Source organism: Microbacterium sp. 05T445 (genome assembly GCF_056395865.1).
Window position 1 is genome coordinate 1,316,433 of the sequence record NZ_JBFTKJ010000002.1, and the last position, 18,825, is coordinate 1,335,257.

Annotated in this window: 17 protein-coding genes; 6 read left to right on the plus strand and 11 right to left on the minus strand. The window is 70.9% G+C overall.

Translation table 11 applies throughout. The features are described from left to right. Window positions 1-56: 56 nt before the first annotated feature. Window positions 57-1,736, plus strand: a complete 1,680-nt coding sequence (gene ettA / locus AC1DDU_RS15705; RefSeq protein WP_477435693.1) for an energy-dependent translational throttle protein EttA — start codon at window positions 57-59, stop codon at window positions 1,734-1,736. A 110-nt stretch (window positions 1,737-1,846) separates the two neighbouring features. Then, on the plus strand, window positions 1,847-2,251 hold the full coding sequence (locus tag AC1DDU_RS15710; protein ID WP_477435695.1) for an acyl-CoA thioesterase: 405 nt from the start codon (window positions 1,847-1,849) through the stop codon (window positions 2,249-2,251). Between the two features lies 1 nt (window position 2,252). Here AC1DDU_RS15710 and AC1DDU_RS15715 read toward each other — a convergent pair whose 3' ends face one another. After that, window positions 2,253-3,113, minus strand: a complete 861-nt coding sequence (locus tag AC1DDU_RS15715) for an acyl-CoA thioesterase (protein ID WP_477436863.1) — start codon at window positions 3,111-3,113, stop codon at window positions 2,253-2,255. A 110-nt stretch (window positions 3,114-3,223) separates the two neighbouring features. Between AC1DDU_RS15715 and AC1DDU_RS15720 the strand changes: the two genes are divergently transcribed. Then, a complete protein-coding gene (locus AC1DDU_RS15720) occupies window positions 3,224-3,901 on the plus strand; it encodes a DUF8185 domain-containing protein (RefSeq protein WP_477435697.1) in 678 nt (225 codons plus the stop codon). 64 nt (window positions 3,902-3,965) lie between these two features. Here AC1DDU_RS15720 and AC1DDU_RS15725 read toward each other — a convergent pair whose 3' ends face one another. The 10 genes from AC1DDU_RS15725 to AC1DDU_RS15770 form a co-directional block, all read right to left on the minus strand. After that, a complete protein-coding gene (locus AC1DDU_RS15725) occupies window positions 3,966-5,630 on the minus strand; it encodes an FAD-binding dehydrogenase (RefSeq protein ID WP_477435699.1) in 1,665 nt (554 codons plus the stop codon). 32 nt (window positions 5,631-5,662) lie between these two features. Further along, window positions 5,663-6,142: a globin gene (locus tag AC1DDU_RS15730; RefSeq protein ID WP_477435701.1), complete on the minus strand. Its 480-nt coding sequence runs from the start codon at window positions 6,140-6,142 to the stop codon at window positions 5,663-5,665. Beyond that, complete coding sequence (locus AC1DDU_RS15735) at window positions 6,139-7,245, minus strand: mechanosensitive ion channel family protein (RefSeq protein WP_477435702.1); 1,107 nt, start codon at window positions 7,243-7,245, stop codon at window positions 6,139-6,141. The genes AC1DDU_RS15730 and AC1DDU_RS15735 overlap by 4 nt, the downstream gene beginning before the upstream one ends. Before the next feature lie 48 nt (window positions 7,246-7,293). Further along, window positions 7,294-7,995 carry a response regulator gene (locus AC1DDU_RS15740; protein ID WP_477435704.1) on the minus strand — a complete coding sequence of 234 codons (702 nt, stop codon included), beginning with the start codon at window positions 7,993-7,995 and terminating at the stop codon, window positions 7,294-7,296. Then, complete coding sequence (locus AC1DDU_RS15745; protein ID WP_477435706.1) at window positions 7,992-9,287, minus strand: sensor histidine kinase; 1,296 nt, start codon at window positions 9,285-9,287, stop codon at window positions 7,992-7,994. Before AC1DDU_RS15745 ends, AC1DDU_RS15740 begins: the two co-directional genes overlap by 4 nt. Window positions 9,288-9,297: 10 nt before the next feature. Then, the gene (locus AC1DDU_RS15750; RefSeq protein WP_477435708.1) at window positions 9,298-10,104 is read right to left on the minus strand and encodes an ABC transporter permease; all 807 of its coding nucleotides are present in this window, start codon (window positions 10,102-10,104) and stop codon (window positions 9,298-9,300) included. After that, window positions 10,101-11,012, minus strand: a complete 912-nt coding sequence (locus AC1DDU_RS15755; RefSeq protein ID WP_477435710.1) for an ABC transporter ATP-binding protein — start codon at window positions 11,010-11,012, stop codon at window positions 10,101-10,103. The genes AC1DDU_RS15750 and AC1DDU_RS15755 overlap by 4 nt, the downstream gene beginning before the upstream one ends. Before the next feature lie 137 nt (window positions 11,013-11,149). Continuing rightward, window positions 11,150-13,696: an aminopeptidase N gene (pepN, locus tag AC1DDU_RS15760; protein ID WP_477436865.1), complete on the minus strand. Its 2,547-nt coding sequence runs from the start codon at window positions 13,694-13,696 to the stop codon at window positions 11,150-11,152. A gap of 114 nt (window positions 13,697-13,810) precedes the next feature. Further along, on the minus strand, window positions 13,811-15,508 hold the full coding sequence (locus AC1DDU_RS15765; protein ID WP_477435713.1) for a SulP family inorganic anion transporter: 1,698 nt from the start codon (window positions 15,506-15,508) through the stop codon (window positions 13,811-13,813). Next, window positions 15,505-15,867, minus strand: a complete 363-nt coding sequence (locus tag AC1DDU_RS15770; protein ID WP_477435715.1) for an ArsR/SmtB family transcription factor — start codon at window positions 15,865-15,867, stop codon at window positions 15,505-15,507. The genes AC1DDU_RS15765 and AC1DDU_RS15770 overlap by 4 nt, the downstream gene beginning before the upstream one ends. Window positions 15,868-15,921: 54 nt before the next feature. On the opposite strand from AC1DDU_RS15770, the gene AC1DDU_RS15775 reads away from it, so the two are divergent. The 3 genes from AC1DDU_RS15775 (at window position 15,922) to AC1DDU_RS15785 (ending at window position 18,801) form a co-directional block, all read left to right on the plus strand. Continuing rightward, on the plus strand, window positions 15,922-17,121 hold the full coding sequence (locus AC1DDU_RS15775; RefSeq protein WP_477435717.1) for a ferrochelatase: 1,200 nt from the start codon (window positions 15,922-15,924) through the stop codon (window positions 17,119-17,121). 72 nt (window positions 17,122-17,193) lie between these two features. Beyond that, window positions 17,194-17,739 carry a ribose-5-phosphate isomerase gene (locus AC1DDU_RS15780; protein ID WP_477435719.1) on the plus strand — a complete coding sequence of 182 codons (546 nt, stop codon included), beginning with the start codon at window positions 17,194-17,196 and terminating at the stop codon, window positions 17,737-17,739. A 3-nt stretch (window positions 17,740-17,742) separates the two neighbouring features. Continuing rightward, window positions 17,743-18,801, plus strand: coding sequence for an Fpg/Nei family DNA glycosylase (locus tag AC1DDU_RS15785; RefSeq protein WP_477435721.1), 1,059 nt, complete (start codon window positions 17,743-17,745; stop codon window positions 18,799-18,801). The last annotated feature ends 24 nt before the right edge of the window (window positions 18,802-18,825 follow it).

The following is an 18,825-nucleotide window of genomic DNA, read 5'->3' on the forward strand; positions in this document are numbered from 1 at the left end:
TCCCGGCCGGTAGGCTGGGACGCTGACGTCCGATTCCGAGGAGAACAGAAACCCGCATGGCTGAGTACATCTACTCGATGGTCCGCGCCCGCAAGTCCGTCGGCGACAAGCTGATCCTCGATGACGTCACGATGGCGTTCCTCCCGGGCGCGAAGATCGGCATGGTCGGTCCGAACGGTGCCGGCAAGTCGACGATCCTCAAGATCATGGCCGGGCTCGACACCCCGTCGAACGGCGAGGCGAAGCTGAGCCCCGGGTTCACCGTCGGCATCCTGATGCAGGAGCCCGAGCTCGACGAGAGCAAGACCGTTCTCGAGAACATCCAGGACGGCATCGCCATCAAGGCGAAGGTCGACCGCTTCAACGAGATCTCCGGTCTGATGGCAGACCCGGACGCCGACTTCGACGCCCTGCTCGCGGAGATGGGCGTCCTCCAGGAGGAGATCGACGCCGCCGACGCCTGGGATCTGGACTCCCAGCTCGAACAGGCGATGGACGCGCTGCGCACCCCGCCCGGCGACGCCCAGATCGGGCCGCTCTCCGGTGGTGAGAAGCGCCGCGTCGCACTGACCAAGCTGCTCCTGCAGAAGCCCGACCTGCTCCTGCTCGACGAGCCGACCAACCACCTCGACGCCGAGAGCGTGCTCTGGCTCGAGCAGCACCTGCAGAAGTATGCGGGCGCGGTGATCGCGATCACCCACGACCGGTACTTCCTCGACAACGTCGCGGAGTGGATCGCCGAGGTCGACCGCGGCCGGCTCATCGGCTACGAGGGCAACTACTCGACGTACCTCGAGAAGAAGGCCGAACGTCTCGCCATCCAGGGCAAGAAGGACGCCAAGCTCGCCAAGCGCCTCGCCGAGGAGTTGGATTGGGTCCGCTCCAACGCGAAGGGGCGCCAGGCGAAGTCCAAGGCGCGCCTGGCCCGCTACGAGGAGATGGCAGCCGAGGCGGACCGCACGCGCAAGCTCGACTTCGAGGAGATCACGATCCCGCCGGGGCCGCGCCTGGGCAGCGTCGTGATCGAGGCGAAGAAGCTGCAGAAGGGGTTCGACGGCCGCTCGCTCATCGACGGGCTCAGCTTCAGCCTCCCGCCGAACGGCATCGTCGGCGTGATCGGCCCGAACGGCGTCGGAAAGACCACGCTGTTCAAGACGATCGTCGGTCTCGAGCCTCTCGACGGCGGCGACCTGAAGATCGGCGAGACGGTCAAGATCAGCTACGTCGACCAGTCGCGCTCGAACATCGACCCGAACAAGACGCTGTGGGAGGTCGTTTCGGACGGGCTCGACATCATCACCGTCGGCAAGACCGAGATCCCCTCGCGCGCCTACGTGTCGAAGTTCGGCTTCAAAGGTCCCGACCAGCAGAAGAAGGCGGGTGTGCTCTCCGGCGGTGAGCGCAACCGCCTGAACCTCGCGCTGACCCTCAAGGAGGGCGGCAACCTGCTCCTCCTCGACGAGCCCACCAACGACCTCGACGTCGAGACCCTGCAGTCGCTCGAGAACGCGCTGCTCGAGTTCCCTGGATGCGCCGTGGTCATCACGCACGACCGGTGGTTCCTCGACCGCATCGCGACGCACATCCTCGCCTACGAGGGCACCGACGAGAACCCCGACCAGTGGTACTGGTTCGAGGGCAACTTCGAGGCCTACGAGGCGAACAAGATCGAGCGTCTGGGCGCGGAGGCCGCCCGCCCCCACCGCACCGCCTACCGCAAGCTGACCCGTGACTGAGAACACGGAGTCGTCGGACGGGCCCMCCGGGCCCGCCCCSACGCCTGCACATCCCCATCCACCTGCGATGGGGCGATCTCGACGCGTTCAACCACGTCAACAACACGTCGATGCTGAAGCTCCTCGAAGAGGCGCGTGTCCGGGCGTTCTGGGTCCCCGAGCCCGGAGAGGACGCCCCTCCCACCGCAGTCCTCGACTCGAGCATCTTCAGCGGCATGCTGACGCTGATCGCGCGACAGGAGATCGAGTACCTCGCACCCGTGCCGTATCAGCGGCATCCGCTCGACGTGCAGATGTGGTTCGGCAAGCTCGGCGGCTCGAGCATCGAGGTCTGCTACGAGGTGTACAGCCCTGTCGAGACCGGTGAGAGCGGACAGACGCTCTACGCGCGCGCGACGACGGTGATCGTGAAGGTGGATGCCGCGACCGGTCGTCCGCTGCGGCTCTCCGCCGAGGAGCGCGACGCCTGGGAGCCGTACGTGGGCGCGCCCATCTCATACGGCCACCGGCGCTGACTCACCCGGCGGCCGTCCCGGCGTCAGGCACGCGGACCATGATCTCCTGCGCCACGCTCGCCATCAGCGTGCCGTCGGCCGCGTAGACCCGCCCGGTCGCCAGGCCGCGGCCGCCGCGGGCGCTCGGCGACTCCTGGACGTACAGCATCCACTCGTCCACCCGGCCGAAACGGTGCCACCACATCGCGTGGTCGAGGCTCGCGACCTTCAGACCGGGCGTCGCCCACGACAGGCCGTGCGCGCGAAGGATCGACTCCTGGATGGTGAGGTCGCTGAGGTAGGCGAGCGCGGCGCGGTGCACGCCCGGGTCGTCGGGGATGGGGCGGCGCACGCGCATCCACACGGCCTGCCTCGGCTGTCGGTCCTCATCGGCCGCGGCATAGATCGGGGACGGGATGTGGCGGAGGTCGACGGGTCGATCGGTGAAGAAGCGCTTGGACATCGGGTGCAGACCGTCCAGGTGCGCCTCGATGTCGGGCTGCTCGTCGGGGCCGGGGATGCCCTCGGGCATCGGGGCGTGGTGATCCAGACCGGGGTCCTCGTCCTGGAACGACGCGATCATCGAGAAGATCGGGACGCCCTCCTGGAACGCCTGCGTCCGACGGGTGGAGAACGACCGGCCGTCGTGGATCCGGTCGACGGCGAACGTGATGCCCTTGGTCGAGTCACCAGGCCGCAGGAAGTAGCCGTGCATGGAGTGCACGACCCGCTCCTCGGGCATCGTCCGCGACGCCGCGACGATCGACTGCGCCAGCACCTGACCGCCGTACACCCGCCCCAGCGGCATCGACTGCGACCGTCCGGTGAAGATGTCCTCGGTGGTGCGCGCGTCCGACGCGCTCAGATCGATGACCGACAGCATCGACGCGACCGGATCGGTCTCCGGCACGGATGCGGTGTGCGGCTCGGCGTCCACGGGGCTCCTCTCCCGGGCGGCGGCCGCCCCTGGGTCCGCTTGGTAGCTTAGGGGCGATGTATCCGCGCCTCCTGCTCGCCGATCCCGACTCCGCCTCCGATGCCCTCACCTTCGCCGGGCGCGCCGCCCGCTTCACGATCGAGGGCGTGCGCCTGCAGGCCTCGGCCGGGGTCCTCGCGATGACGGCGGCGCCGCTCGCGCCGCGGGGGTTCGGCGATCCCACACCGACCGTGCTGGCGCTGCGCACGCTCGCCGCCGACCCCGAGCTGGTGTGCGACCTCGTGGTGGAGGCATCCGCTCTCTCGCCGGCGCCCGACGATCCGCGCGCGCTGTCGCTTCCCGACACGGCGTTGTCGCCGGCGTGGGCCGGCATCTCGGCGCCGCGCGCGGGCTGGCAGGCGCGACCGGGCATCGACGCGTCGACGCTCGCCGCCAAGGCGCAGGGCGGGATCGCGCGCGTCGCCGACACCGTCCCGACGGACGCCGGGGAGGACGTCGTGCGGACGGTGCGCGCCGCCGTCTGGGGCGCACCGGACGACGAGCTCGGCGGGCTGCCGCTGGGCGTGGCGTTCGCGGCTCTCAGCATGGGCTTCATCAGCGGCGGGGAGACGGCGCGCGTGTTCACCAGCGGCCCCTGGACCCGGGTGAGCCTCGACCGCGGACACGTGCTGGTGCGCGGTCCCGTGGCGACCGGGCTCACGCCCGTGCGGCGCACGGGCACCTCCGCCGGGTGACCCGGACGCCGCCCGCCGTCGTGCGGTGAGGCGCCCGGGCCGACCGGAAACCGTCAGTGCGCGGTCACACGGCCTGTGCGGCCGCGCGGCCGGCGATGCGGCCCGAGAAGAGGCATCCGCCGACGAACGTGCCCTCGAGGGCACGATAGCCGTGCACGCCGCCGCCGCCGAAGCCGCTCGCCTCACCGGCCGCATAGAGTCCGGGGATGGGCGCGCCGTCGGAGCCCAGCGCGCGGGCCGACAGATCGGTCTCGATGCCGCCGAGCGACTTGCGGGTCAGCACGTGCAGCTTGACGGCGATGAGCGGGCCGGACTCGCGGGCGAGGATGCGGTGGGGGCTCGCGGTGCGGATGAGGCGGTCGCCGCGGAACGCGCGCGCCGAGCGGAGCATGGCGATCTGCGCATCCTTGGTGAAGTCGTTGTCGATCTCGCGGTCGCGCGCCTCGAGCTCGAACCGCACGCGCTCGGGATCCAGCGCATCGCCGCCGGGAAGCGCCTGCATGCCGGCGATGAGGTCGTCGAGCTTGTCGCGCACCACGAAGTCTGCGCCGTGGTCCATGAACGCCTGCACAGGCCCCGATGCGCCCTTGCCGAGCCGGGACTTGGCCAGCAGGCGCACGTCCTTGCCGGTGAGGTCGGGGTTCTGCTCGCTGCCCGAGAGGGTGAACTCCTTCTCGATGATCTTCTGCGACAGCACGAACCAGGAGTGGTCGTACCCGGTGGCGCGCAGGTGGGCGAGCGTGCCGAGTGTGTCGAACCCGGGGAACAGCGGGACGGGCAGTCGCGTGCCCGTCGCGTCGAGCCACACCGACGAAGGGCCGGGGAGGATCCGGATGCCGTGATCCGGCCACACCGGGTCCCAGTTCTGGATGCCCTCGACATAGTGCCACATGCGGTCGCCGTTGATCAGCCGCGCTCCTGCGGCCTCGCTGACCGGCTGCATCGATCCGTCGACGTAGGCGGGCACCCCGGTGATCATCGTGGCCGGGGGAGTGCCGAGGCGCTCGGGCCACGCCTTGCGCACGAGGTCGTGGTCGCCGCCGATGCCGCCGGAGGAGACGATCGTGGCGCCCGCGGTCACGGCGAACGAATCGACCACCTCACGAGAGGAGGCGACGCCGCGAGCCGCCCCCGAGGGTGCGAGCACGTCGCCTTCCGCGCCCGTGACGACGCCGTCCTGGACGGTGAGCGCGGTCACGCGGTGACGGGGGAGGATCGTGACGCGCCCGTCGGCCTCGCCCGCCTCCACGGCCGCCTGGAACGGCGCGACGATGCCGGGACCCGTTCCCCACGTGATGTGGAACCTGGGCACGGAGTTGCCGGGGCCGGTGGCGGTGTAGCCGCCGCGCTCGGCCCATCCCACGATCGGGAAGAAGCCGACGCCCTTCTCGCGCAGCCACGCCCGCTTCTCCTGGTGCGCGAACTGCAGGTACGCCTCCGCCCAGCGCCGGGGCCAGAGGTCCTCTTCGCGGTCGAAGCCCGCGGTGCCGAACCAGTCCTGACGCGCCAGCTCGAGCGAATCGCGGACGCCGAGCCGGCGCTGTTCGGGAGAGTCCACGAAGAACAGGCCGCCGAACGACCACCACGCCTGCCCGCCGAGGTTCGACCGCGGCTCCTGGTCGACGATGGTGACGCGCTTGCCTGCGGCGACGGCTTCTCCGGCCGCGACGAGACCGGCAAGCCCCCATCCGATCACGAGCACGTCGGTCTGGTGGGTGGCGGGGGGCATGTCGACTCCTTCGTCGGCGGGGGGTGGGGGGATCAGCGGGATGCTGGCGGGTCCGCGGGCGGTGCCGCGGTGACGGGAAGGGATGTCGCGGTGCGCGCTCCGGCGGCCGGGCCGATGCCCGACGGCTGGAACGTGTTCACCATGGCATGCGCGGCGCGCAGCAGGTAATCCCACAGCGTCGCTTCGTGCAGCGGCGGGAGCTGCAGCTCGTCGACGGCCACGCGCATGTGGGCGAGCCACCGGTCCCGCGCGTCGGGGTCGACGTGGAAGGCGGCGTGGCGCATGCGCAGGCGCGGGTGTCCGCGCTCCTGGCTGTACGTCGTGGGGCCGCCCCAGTACTGCTCCAAGAAGAGGGTGAGCCGCTCTTTGGCCGGTCCGAGGTCCTCCTCGGGGTACATCGGACGCAGCACCTCGTCGTCGGCGACGCCGCGATAGAACGCATCGACGAGACGCACGAAGGTGTCGTGGCCGCCCACTTCGTCGTAGAAGCTCAGCGGCGCGGCGTCGGTCATGACGTTCCTCCGGGGGTCGTGCCGGACGCATCGCCGGGATCCTGCGTCTTCTTGCCGGTGCGCTTGGGCTTCCAGACGGCGCGCTCCGGCGCGGGCGACACCGGGGTGGGCTTGGTCTTGGGCGGGTTGGCGCCGCGCACGCGCTGGGCGCCCTCCAGGCCCGACGGCATGACGGCCGTGAGCGCGGGGAGGGTGATGCCCATCTCGTCGATGGTGTGCTTCAGGCGCATGCGCAGCTCGCGGGCCACGTCGTCCTTGGCGTTGGCGCGCGTCTTCATCACCAGCCGGATCACGAGCGCGTCGCCCGAGATCGACTCGAGGCCCCACACCTCCGGCTGCTCGAGCACGCGGGTGCGCCACTTCGGGTCCTTGGCGAGGGCCTTGGCGGTGTCGAGCATCGCCTTCTCGACCTCGTCGATGTCGGAGTCGGCCGCCACCGACAGATCGAGGATGACGCGCGACCACCCCTGTGACAGGTTGCCGATGCGGGTGATCTCGCCGTTGCGGACGTACCAGAGCGTGCCGTTGACGTCGCGGACGTGCGTGACGCGCACGCTGACGTACTCGACGATGCCGGTGGCCAGGCCCAGGTCCACGACGTCGCCGATGCCGACCTGGTCCTCGGCGACGATGAAGATGCCGTTGAGGACGTCCTTGACGATGTTCTGGGCGCCGAAACCGAGACCGGCGCCGATCGCGGCGGTGAGCAGCGTCAGCGATCCGAGCGCGGTCGGCGCGAGCACGTTGATGATCAGCAGCAGCGCGACGATCACGATCGTCACGTTGACGATGTTGCTGAGGATCGAGCCGAGCGTGCGGGTGCGCTGCACCAGGCGGACCGACGCGAGCGGCGAGCGCTCGAGCGCCTGCGTGTCGTCGACGTTCGCCTTGGACTTGGCGCCGTTCACGATGCGGTTCACGACCCGGTGGATCACGAGCCGGAGCACCCAGCTGAGGATCAGGGCGCCGAGGACGATGCACGCGACGCGCAGCAGATTCCAGCCGGAGGCTACGAAGAAGTCACCGACCTGACGCCAGAACTCGACGCTCGTGATCGATGGCTCTTCGGGCGGCGGAGTGGTGTCCAGGGGGAAGCGCATCATCGTCACGATCCTAACGAGGGATGCCTCCGTCCCGCCTGGGAGCGCGGGTCAGTGCGCGCCCTCATCGGCGCCGGGCAGCGGCGCCGACGCGTCGACGAGCCGCAGCCGGTGCGCGAGGATCACCGCGTGTACGCGGTCGCGCGCTCCCACCTTCGCGAGGACGCGTCCCACGTGCGTCTTGACCGTCGACTCGCTCACGAACAGATGGCGGGCGATCTCGGCGTTGTTCATGCCCTGGGCGATCGCGAGGAAGACGTCGCGCTCGCGGTCGGTGAGCTCGGCGGTCGGGTCGTCCGCGGGCTCGGACGGCGCCGGAACGGGCGCGGCGTGCACCCGCTCGATCAGCCGTCGGGTGACCGATGGGGCCAGCACCGCGTCGCCGCGGTGCACGGCGCGGATCGCCGCCGTCAGCTCGGCACGCTCCGCGTCTTTCAGGAGGAAGCCGCCGGCACCGGCATCCAGCGCTCCGAAGGCGTACTCGTCGAGGTCGAAGGTGGTCAGCACGAGGACGCGTGTCTCGGGGTGCGCCTGCACGATGGCGCGGGTGGCGGCGATGCCGTCGGTGCGCGGCATCCGGATGTCCATCAGCACCACCTCGGGACGAAGCTCGGCGACGGCGCGCACCGCCTCGTCGCCGTCCGCGGCCTCGCCGACCACGACGATGTCGGGCTCGGCTTCGAGGACGAGGCGGAAGCCCACGCGGATCAGCTGCTGGTCGTCGACGAGCAGGACTCTGATGCCGTCGCTCACGGGGTGGTCTCCTTCATGGTGGTCGGTGCCGGGCGTTCCCAGGGAAGCGTCGCGCGGACCCCCCAGCGGCCCTCGCCGACGGGACCGGCCTGCAGCGAGCCGCCGACATGCGCGATGCGCTCGCGGAGGCCGAGGATGCCGAAGCCGCTGCGTGCGGCCGGATCGGCCGTGACCGGAGCGGTCCGCACGCCGTCGTTGACCACCTCGATGTCGATGCGGTCGTCGCGGGCCGACACGCGCACGTCGATCGTCGTGGCATGCCAGGAGTGGCGCATCGCGTTGGTGAGCGATTCCTGCACGATCCGGATCACGGCGAACCGGGTGTCGGCGGGAGCCTGCTCCCACGCGCCCTCCACGCGTAGCACGACGGGGAACCCGGCGCGCTGGGCCGCCTCGACGGCATCCGCGACGCTCGCCGGCTCGGCGGGGGTCAGCGGGGCGTCCTGCGACGGGTCGGGGGCTCGCAGCACCCCCAGCATCGCGCGCATCTCGGTGAGGGCGCCGCGTGCCGTCGTCGCGATCTGCTGCGTGGCGGCGCGGGCCCGTTCGGGGTCGGGCGTCGCCGAGGCTCCTTCGGCGAGGGCGACGACGACGGTGAGGTTGTGCGACACGATGTCGTGCATCTCGCGCGCGATGCGCGTCCGCTCGGCCGCCGCGGCCAGCTGCGCCTGCTGGTCGCGCTCGACCAGCAGTTGCCGGGACCGGTCGATGAGGGCCTCGAGATAGCGGCGCCGGTTGCCGACGTTGATGCCGATGAGGGCGGCGATGAGCATCCCGACCACCGCCACCACCAGTGAGGTGATGAAGTACTGCAGCTCGGTGGGCACCGCCATGCAGGCGACGAGCGTGTACAGCCCCACGATCGCCGAGGCCGCTCCGAATGCGATCCAGCAGGCCTTGACCGATCGGTAGGCCGCGATGGCGTAGATCGCGAACGCGGGAAGCAGGTGGGCCGCCGCGGACAGGCCAGGCGGGAGGATCACCACCGGCACCAGCGTGGCCGCGAACACCGTCACCGGCCGCGTCCGACGGAACATCAGGGCGCCGCTGCCGAGCAGGATCAGGATGACCGCGTACCACGTCTGCGCCACGGTCGGTGTGAGCGGCCCCTCGACGAGGAACGCCGCGGAGGGGGCCGACAGCAGGAACGCGATGATCGCCACCAGCGCGTCGGTGAACCGGGGATGCCGCGCCCAGAAGCGGCGCAGCACCCCCGGCGGGCGTGGCAGCAGCAGATCGTCGTCGGCGCCGGGAGCGGCGCCGACGACGGTCCGGCGGTCACGAGGAGACATCCGATCGACTCTACGCGTCGCGTGTGCGCAGCACGCCCCAGCCGATCAGCAGCGGGATGAGGGTCCAGCCGGCGAGCGCCAGCAGGGACGGCAGCAGGTCTTCGGCACCCGGCGCGGTGAGCGCGCCCGCCGCGTTCATGGGCAGGTACTTCGCGAGATCGACGACCCAGCGCCATCCCTCGCCCGCCATCACGAACATGTTGAACACGATCGGCAGCACGAACAGTGCGCCGACGGTCGCGGCGATCGCGCCGGCGCCGTTGCGGATGATGAAACCGAATCCGAGCCCGATGAGGGTGAAGGCGACCATCGACAGCACGCCGAACGCCAGCGGAACGATCGACTGCGAGGGCTCCGACCAGTCGATCCCCTCCGTCAGGAAGGGGGCCGTCGCGACGATCGAGATCGCGTAGATCACCGCGGTGACGACCGCCATCAGCGCGGAGACCACGACGGCCTTGGCGAGGATGACGCCGCCGCGGCGAGGCTCGGCGGTGAGGGTCGACCGGATCATGCCCGTCGAGTACTCGCCGGTGATGACGATCGCGCCGAGGATGCCCGCGACGAGCATCGTGAACTGCGTCGGCATCAGGATCGCGCTGACAGCGGGGAAGCCCGGTCCGAAGCTGGACGAGGCGCTCGCGATCATCATCGCGATGGCGATCGACAGCACAGCGGCCACGCCGAGCGACCACCAGGTGGATCGGACGGAGACGACCTTGATCCATTCGGAGCGCAGCAGGTGGGCGAAGCTCAGCCGGTAGGGCGATGTCGTGGTGCGCGAGCGCGTCGTGGGCTCGGCGGCGAGGGCGGTCATGCGATCTCCTGGGACTTGTACTCGACGGCGTCACCGGTCAGCGCGAGGTACGCGTCTTCGAGGGAGCCGGTGCGGGAGGTGAGCTGGTGCACGGGGATGCCGAGCTGCGCGGCGAGGTCGCCCAGCGTCTCGGCGGTGAGGCCGGTGATCTCGGCGGCGCCGGGCTCTGCGGCGGTGACGGTGATGTCGGGGCCCGAGACCGCGGCGACGAGGTCGCTCAGACGCGGCGAGCGCACCAGGACGGTGTTGCTCGTCCACGCCCGCACCAGGGCCGACAGCTCGGCGTCGGCCAGCACCTGGCCGCGACCGAGCACGATCACGTGGTCGGCGGTCTGCGCCATCTCGCTCATGAGGTGGCTGGACAGCAGCACGGTGCGTCCTTCGCCGGCGAGGTGCCGGACGAACTGGCGCACCCAGCGCACGCCCTCCGGGTCGAGCCCGTTGACCGGCTCGTCCAGGATCAGCGTGTGCGGGTCGCCGAGAAGGGCGGCGGCGATGCCGAGCCGCTGTCCCATGCCGAGCGAGAACTTGCCGGCGCGCTTGCCGGCCACCGAGCCGATGCCGGTGAGCTCGATCACCTCGTCGACGCGGGCACGGCCGATCCCGTGGGTGGCGGCCATCGCGCGCAGGTGGTTGCGCGCCGAGCGTCCGGTGTGGACGGCCTTCGCGTCCAGGAGCACGCCGACCTCGGCCAGCGGGGCTCGCAGCTTGGCGTAGGGCGTCCCGTTCACGGTGACCGAACCCGACGTGGGCCGGTCGAGGCCGACGATCATGCGCATGGTGGTGGATTTGCCGGCGCCGTTCGGACCGAGGAACCCGGTCACCTTGCCGGGCTGCACGGTGAAGGACACCTCGGAGACGGCGGTCTTGTCTCCGAAGCGCTTCGTGAGCTGTTCTGCAACGATCATGTCCACCACGGTATGGGCGGGCCCGGTCCGCGCGCGTCCGCCCGCAGGATGAACCCTCCGCCGCGGAGTGGTACCACGGTGCCGAACACGACGGATGCCCCGACCCGCATGGGGCCAGGGCATCCGCTCGATGGTGCTTACTGTGCGTCGCGATCCTGCACGGCCAGCGCCCGCTCGACGCCCGCGAGGTTCTCGGCGACCAGGCGGCGCAGCGCCGGGGGCGCGTCGGTGTTGGCGGCCAGCCACGCCCGCGTGGCGTCGCGGAGGGCGACGTCCGCCAGCGGCGACGGGTACAGGCCGACGATCAGGTACTGCGCGATCTGGTACGTGCGCGAGTTCCAGATCGGCAGCAAGGCGTCGAAGTAGCGCGCCACGAAGCCGTCCAGCAGGTCGCGGCCGGCCGGGTGCACGAACCCGAGCGCTGCGGAGCGGACGATCGTGTTCGGCTGGTCGTCATTGTCGACCAGCGACGACCACGCGGCGGCCTTCGCCTCGACGGTCGGCAGCGCCGCCTTCGCCTGCGCGGCGAACTCCCCGCCCTTGGCGGTGTTGTCGGCGGCGAGGGCCTCGTCGATGTCGGATGCCGTCACCACGCCGCCGGCGGCGAGGGCCACCAGCAGCTGCCACGACAGGTCGGTGTCGATCTCGAGGCCGTCGAAGACGACCTCGCCGTCGCGGACCTGGCGCACCTGCTCCCACTGGGCCGCGGTGGCGGCGGCGGACGCGAACGCGGTCACGAACTGCAGCTGGCTGTCGCTGCCGGCCTCGGCGGCCTGCGCGAGCTGCCACAGTGCGTCGGCGACCCTGGCGCGCGTCGCGTCGCGCTTCTCGGGCGCGACGTAGGAGTTCGCGGCGAGCTGCAGCTGACCGAGCGTGGTGCGGACCGTGGTCGACTCGGTCTCGGCGCCGAGGTTGCGCAGCACCAGGTCGACGTAGTCCGACGCGGATGCCTCGGCATCCCGTGTCTGGTCCCACGCGGCACCCCACACCAGCGAGCGCGCGAGCGGGTCGCTGATCTTGCCGAGGTGGTCGATGGCGGTCTGCAGCGACTGGTCGTCGAGGCGGATCTTCGCGTAGGCGAGGTCCTCGTCGTTCAGGAGCACCAGCGCCGGGCGCTTGAGGCCTCTGAGCTCCGCCACCTCGGTGAGGTCGCCGTCCACGTCGAGCTCGACGTGGTGCACGCGCACGAGCGCGTCGCCGTCGAGGTCGTAGAAGCCGACGCCCAGGCGGTGCGGGCGGATGGTGGGGTAGTCGGCCGGCGCCGTCTGCACGATCGCGAAACGCGTGATCGTGCCGTCGACGTCGGTGACGATCTCGGGGGAGAGCGTGTTGACGCCCGCGGTCTCGAGCCACTTCTTCGACCACGTCGACAGCTCGCGGCCGCTGGTGACCTCGAGCTCGGAGAGCAGGTCGGACAGCTCGGTGTTCGACCACTCGTGCTTCTTGAAGTACGCCGCGACGCCCGCGAAGAACGCTTCGATGCCCACCCACGCGGCGAGCTGCTTGAGCACCGAGCCGCCCTTGGCGTACGTGATGCCGTCGAAGTTGACCTGCACGTCCTCGAGGTCGTTGATCTGCGCGACGACGGGGTGCGTCGAGGGGAGCTGGTCCTGGCGGTACGCCCAGGTCTTCTCCATGGCGTTGAACGTGGTCCACGCCTCGGTCCACTCGGTGGCCTCGGCGGTGGCGATGGTCGATGCCCACTCCGCGAACGACTCGTTCAGCCAGAGGTCGTTCCACCACTTCATCGTGACGAGGTCGCCGAACCACATGTGGGCGAGCTCGTGCAGGATGGTGACGACGCGACGCTCCTTGACGGCATCCGTCACCTTCGAGCGGAAGACATAGGTCTCGGTGAAGGTCACCGCACCCGCGTTCTCCATGGCGCCGGCGTTGAACTCCGGCACGAAGAGCTGGTCGTACTTGGCGAACGGGTACGCGTAGTCGAACTTCTCCTCGAAGTACGCGAAGCCCTGACGCGTCTTGTCGAAGATGTAGTCGGCGTCGAGGAACTGCCAGAGGCTCTTGCGGCCGTAGACGCCGAGCGGGATGACGCGGCCGGAGGCGCTGGTGAGCTCGGAGAACGTCGCCTCGTACGGGCCGGCGATGAGCGCCGTGATGTAGGACGAGATGCGCGGCGTGGGCTCGAAGCGCCACGTCGCCGTGCCGTCGCCGTGCTTCTTCGGCTCGGGCGTGGGGGAGTTGGAGACGACCTTCCAGGGCTCCGGCGCGGTGATCGTGAACGCGAAGGTCGCCTTGAGGTCGGGCTGCTCGAAGACCGCGAACACGCGACGCGAATCGGGCACCTCGAACTGCGAGTACAGGTAGACCTCGCCGTCGACCGGGTCGACGAAGCGGTGCAGGCCCTCACCGGTGTTGGTGTACAGGCAGTCGGCGTCGACGACGAGCTCGTTCTCGGCGGCGAGGTCGTCCAGCGCGATGCGCGAGTCCGCGAACGCGGTCGCCGGGTCGATGGCCCGGCCGTTGAGGGTGATCTCGCGCACCTCGCGCGCGATCAGGTCGATGAACGTCGAGGCACCCGGCGTCGCGGTGAAGCGGATGACGGACCGGGATCCGAAGACCTCGGCACCCTTCGTCAGATCGAGCGCGACCTCGTACGACTGCGTGTCGACGATCGCGCGGCGCTCCTGCGCCTCGATGCGGGTGAGGTTCTCTCCAGGCACTGCTTTGGCTCCCATGGGTGAGGATGACGGATGATCTCGAGGCGCTCGCAGAGCGAGGACTCGTTCCGGCGGCTGCCGACCAGCGCTGCTGGCGCCGGCGACAACCGTCCCAGCCTACGCGGTGCGGCCGCCGGAATGCCTTCTGACGTGGCTTCTGGCGTGATCGAGCGCCGACGGCAGGTCGTCGAACAGGTGGTTCTCATGGCGCAGCGCGTCCAGGACGCCCACGGTGCGGAACAGCTCCTCGTGCCCGGGACGGACCCCCTTGATGAGGACCGTCACGCCTCGGCGCTCGAAGGCGTGCACGATGTCGGTGAGTACGCGCGCGCCGCTCGCATCGACCAGCTCGAGCTGCGACATGCGCAGCAGGACCACCGAGATGCCGGTGAGTCCCGTGATCTCGTCGAAGACGCGATCGGCGGAGACGAAGATCAGGGGGCCGTCGAGGCGCACGATCGCGATGTGCGCGTCCTCGGGCGCCGGGTCACCCGGTGCCTCCTCGCGATGGGCCGACGTCGCATGCGATAGGCCGCGCAGGGCGAACACCCCTGCGCAGACGACCCCGATCGCGACGGCGACGACGAGATCGACCGACACGGTGATCAGCGCGGTGATGACGAATGCGGCGGCGTCCGCCCGCGTCGAGCCCAGGATCGAGCGCACCGTGCGGGCGTGGACCATCCGCACCGAGGTCAGCATGAGGACCCCGGCCAACGCCGCCAGCGGGATCGCGCCCACGGGCGCGGCTGCGAAGAGGACGATGGCGAGGAGGACCCCTGCGTGCACGATCGCCGCCAGGCGGGTGCGGCCGCCGGAGCGGACGTTGACGGCCGTGCGCGCGATGGCGCCGGTGGCCGGCATCCCGCCGAACAATCCGGACCCGATCGACGCGAGGCCCTGGCCGAAGAGCTCGCGGTCGGGATCGTATGGACCGGTGTCGGCAAGCGAGGCCGCGACCCGCGCCGAAAGGAGCGATTCCACCGCGGCCAGCGCCGCCACTGTGAGGGCCGGGAGCAGGAGCTCGCCGAGAACCGCGGGGTCGAGGACCGGGAGCGCGGGCATCGGCAGCGACGCGGGCAGTGCGCCGATGACCGCGAGAGGGTTCGGCACGAGGGCGGCGCCGATCGTGACGAGGACGATCCCGACGAGGGAACCGGGGATCGCCGGGTTGATGCGCGGAGCGACGGTCATGCACGCGACGACCACGCCGACCGCGCCGAGGGCCCACGGGACATAGGTCCAGTCGGCGCCGGCGATCGCCTGTACCGCTGCGACGAGGGCGTTGGAGCTGTGCTCGCCGGGCCTGCTCAGCGTCGGTGCCACCAGGAGCGGCACCTGCTGCAGGAAGATGATGGCCGCGATGCCGAGCGTGAAGCCCTCGATGACCGGCCACGGTATGAACGACACCGCCCTGCCCAGCCGCATCGTTCCCGCAACGGCGACCATGATCCCCGCCAGCACGCTGACGGTCGCGACGGCCCCGGGGCCGTGCGATGCCACGATCGGGACCAGCACGACCACCATCGCGCCGGTCGGACCCGATACCTGCACGTGAGAGCCGCCGAAGACCGCGGCGAGAAGGCCCGCCACGATCGCGGTCACGAGCCCCGCATCGGCCGACAGTCCCGAGCTCACGCCGAATCCCAACGCGAGCGGGAGGGCGACGACCCCGACGGTGAGGCCGGCCAGGATGTCGGCGCGCCACGTGCGCTTCAGCCCGCGGTAGTCCTCACGCGAGGGGAGCAGGGTGCGCAGACGGCGTAGCGCTGGCCGTGCCCGACCCGGCCGGGGCGCGCCATCCGTCCCGCTCAACTGGTCGGCAGCGCGGGCAGGGATTCGGCATCCGCGAGCAGATCGCGGTCGGCGGAGAGGACGTCCCGCAGCAGTGCGCGGGCGACCGCCAACAGCTGGGCGACCTTGTCGTCGGCCAGCCGGTAATACACGTGGCTCGCACGACGTTCCGACTCGACGAGACGGTGACGGCGCAGCACGGCGAGGTGTTGCGAGAGGTGGGATGCCTCCAGTCCTGTCTCTGCCTGGAGATCCGCGACGGAGACTTCGTCGGCCGCGGCCAGCAGCTCCAGGATGCGGATGCGGAGCGGATGGGACAGGCCCTTGAACAGACCCGCCTTGACCTCGTACAGCGGACGTTGCTGGCGTGTTAGTGGCATGATGAAGTCATCATACCGACGGGGGTGCCGTGCGGACGATGTCAGGATGGAGGGGTGACTTCTCCCGAGCAGCACGCCGTCCCGTTCGCCTCTCCCGCCGCCTCCGCCGGCGCTCCGTTCGTGGAGCAGCCGGTCGCCTACGACGGCATCCTCCTGGCCGGCTTCGGCGGCCCGGAGGGGCAGGACGACGTCATCCCCTTCCTCCGCAACGTCACCCGCGGTCGCGGCATCCCGGATGAGCGCCTCGAGGAGGTCGCTCACCATTACCGGCACTTCGGCGGCGTCAGCCCGATCAACGCGCAGAACCGCGCGCTCAAGGCGGCGCTCGAAGCCGAGCTCGCCCGGCGCGACATCGACCTGCCCGTCTACTGGGGCAACCGCAACTGGGCGCCGTACCTGGACGAGGCGGTGACGGATGCCGCCACTGCCGGCGACACGAACCTCCTGGCCCTCGCCACCAGCGCGTACTCCTCCTTCTCGAGCTGCCGGCAGTACCGGGAGGACTTCGCCCGTGTCCTCACCGACACGGGTCTGGCCGGCACCGTCACGATCGACAAGGTGCGCCAGTTCTTCGACCATCCCGGCTTCGTCCAGCCGTTCATCGACGGCGTCCGCGACGCGGTGGCCGGGTTCCTGGCCGACGGCGTGGCGTCCGAGGCGATCCGGGTGCTGTTCTCCACCCACAGCATTCCGACGGCGGATGCCGAGCGCTCCGGCCCCCGTGAGGGCGACGAGCTGCACCGCGACCTCGGCGAGGGCGGCGCCTACGCCGCGCAGCACCTGGCGGTCGCGGAGGTCGTGATGGCGGCCGTGGCAGCCGAGGTGCCGGGCGCCGAGCACGTCGCGTGGGACCTCGTCTACCAGTCGCGCTCCGGCCCGCCCAGCCAGCCGTGGCTCGAGCCCGACGTCAACGACGTCATCGCGGAGCTCCCGGAGGTGGGGGTGAAGGCCGTCGCCATCGTGCCGGTGGGGTTCATGAGCGATCACATGGAGGTGCTCTGGGACCTCGACACCGAGGCGATGGATGCCGCCGCCGAGGCGGGCATCCGCGCGGTGCGCACGCCGACGCCCGGCGTCGACCCGGTCTTCGTCGCCGGGCTCGTCGACCTCGTCGAGGAGCGGCTGAACGGGGCGCCGGCAGGGGAGCGCCCCCACGCGACCGACCTCGGACCGTGGTTCGACGTATGCCGCCCCGCGTGCTGCGAGAACGTGCGCGCGGGGTTCAAGCCCGCGGCCGCCGGCATCGCGCCCTGACCGGTCTCCGCGAGGATCCCGACCGCGCCGCGGGCGCGGCATCCGTCATCCGCCCTCTCTAAGATTGAGCCCATGCGCATCCACATCGCGACCGATCACGCCGGCCTCGAGTTCTCGACGCAGCTGCAGCACCACCTCGCCGCCGCGGGACACGAGGTCGTCGACCACGGCCCGCTCGAGTACGACCCGCTGGACGACTACCCGGCCTTCTGCATCCGCGCGGCGCAGGCGGTCGTGCGGGACCAGACCGACGGCATCGAGACGCTCGGCGTCGTCTTCGGCGGATCGGGCAACGGCGAGCAGATCGCGGCGAACAAGGTCGTCGGCATCCGTGCGGCGCTGGTGTGGAGCATCGCGACGGCCGAACTCGCCCGCGAGCACAACGACGCCAATGTGATCGCGATCGGAGCGCGCCAGCACACGTTCGACGAGGCCGCCTCGTTCATCGACCGCTTCATCGCGACGCCGTTCACCGGCGAGGAGCGCCACGCGCGCCGGATCGCGCAGCTGGCCGCCTACGAGCAGGATGGCAGCCTCGAGCCCGACCCGCGCGCGACCGCCGGACAGCCCGACGTCCTCGCCGCCGACGACAGCTCGTTCGACCCCGAAGCGGGCTGACGCGTGCCCGAGGGCCATTCCGTCCACCGCATCGCCCGCCAGTTCGACCGCAACTTCGTCGGTCGCGTCCTGGCGGCCTCCAGCCCGCAGGGCAGATTCGTAGAGGGCGCCGGCGTCATCGACGGGCGCACCGCGACGGCGGTGCGCGCGGTCGGCAAGCAGATGTTCCTCGAGTTCGACGACGACCTGTGGCTGCGGGTTCACCTGGGCATGTACGGGGCGTGGGACTTCGCGGGCGAGATCCTCGTCGACCCGACGATCGCCTCGGCCAACGGCCGCATGGGGCAGACCAACCAGCGCGGCACCGACCTCGACACCCCGATCCTGGATGCCGCCGGCGAGAACTCGCTGACCTCCATCGGCGCGCCCCGGCGCACGCGCGTGCACGTGCGCATGTCGGAGCAGACGACGGGCCTCGCGGACGAGGGCGACGAGTGGCCGCCGCCTGTCGTCGGGCAGGTGCGCCTGCGCCTGCTCACCGTCCCCACGCCCTCTCCACTCGCCGCCGGCGCGTCGAGCGGAGCCTCGGGGCGCGTGGGCCCACTGACCTGCGCAGACCTGCGCGGTCCGACGGCGTGCGAGCTGCAGACGCCCGACGAGGTGGCGGCGACCATCGCGAAGCTCGGCCCCGACCCCCTCGTCGACGACGTCGCCGAGGGCGAGGAGCGGTTCACCGCCGTCGTGCGGCGCAAGCCCACCGCCATCGGACTGCTGCTCATGGATCAGAACGTGGTCAGCGGCATCGGCAACGTGTACCGGGCGGAGCTGCTGTTCCGGGCCCGCCAGAACCCGCACACCCCGGGTCGCGACGTGCCAGAGGAGGTCGTGCGCGACATCTGGCGCGACTGGGTCCGGCTGCTCGCGATCGGCGTCGAGACGGGCCAGATGATGACGATGGACGACCTCGACCCCGAGGCGTACCGTGCAGCGATGGCCAGCCGCGACGACCGCCACTGGGTCTACCACCGCGCGGGGCTGCCGTGCCGCGTGTGCGGCACGGCGATCGTGGTCGAAGAGGCCGCGGGACGCAAGCTCTACTGGTGCCCCCGCTGCCAGGCCTGACCCCTGGGCGGCGCCCCTAGGCTG

What these genes read in the sequence shown, in the direction of transcription:
- ettA (WP_477435693.1), top strand. Translation starts at nt 57, where the DNA reads ATGGCTGAGTACATCTACTCGATGGTCCGCGCCCGCAAGTCCGTCGGC.
- AC1DDU_RS15710 (WP_477435695.1), top strand. Translation starts at nt 1,847, where the DNA reads ATGCTGAAGCTCCTCGAAGAGGCGCGTGTCCGGGCGTTCTGGGTCCCC.
- AC1DDU_RS15715 (WP_477436863.1), bottom strand. Translation starts at nt 3,113, where the DNA reads ATGCTGTCGGTCATCGATCTGAGCGCGTCGGACGCGCGCACCACCGAG.
- AC1DDU_RS15720 (WP_477435697.1), top strand. Translation starts at nt 3,224, where the DNA reads ATGTATCCGCGCCTCCTGCTCGCCGATCCCGACTCCGCCTCCGATGCC.
- AC1DDU_RS15725 (WP_477435699.1), bottom strand. Translation starts at nt 5,630, where the DNA reads ATGCCCCCCGCCACCCACCAGACCGACGTGCTCGTGATCGGATGGGGG.
- AC1DDU_RS15730 (WP_477435701.1), bottom strand. Translation starts at nt 6,142, where the DNA reads ATGACCGACGCCGCGCCGCTGAGCTTCTACGACGAAGTGGGCGGCCAC.
- AC1DDU_RS15735 (WP_477435702.1), bottom strand. Translation starts at nt 7,245, where the DNA reads ATGATGCGCTTCCCCCTGGACACCACTCCGCCGCCCGAAGAGCCATCG.
- AC1DDU_RS15745 (WP_477435706.1), bottom strand. Translation starts at nt 9,287, where the DNA reads ATGTCTCCTCGTGACCGCCGGACCGTCGTCGGCGCCGCTCCCGGCGCC.
- AC1DDU_RS15750 (WP_477435708.1), bottom strand. Translation starts at nt 10,104, where the DNA reads ATGACCGCCCTCGCCGCCGAGCCCACGACGCGCTCGCGCACCACGACA.
- AC1DDU_RS15755 (WP_477435710.1), bottom strand. Translation starts at nt 11,012, where the DNA reads ATGATCGTTGCAGAACAGCTCACGAAGCGCTTCGGAGACAAGACCGCC.
- AC1DDU_RS15770 (WP_477435715.1), bottom strand. Translation starts at nt 15,867, where the DNA reads ATGCCACTAACACGCCAGCAACGTCCGCTGTACGAGGTCAAGGCGGGT.
- AC1DDU_RS15780 (WP_477435719.1), top strand. Translation starts at nt 17,194, where the DNA reads ATGCGCATCCACATCGCGACCGATCACGCCGGCCTCGAGTTCTCGACG.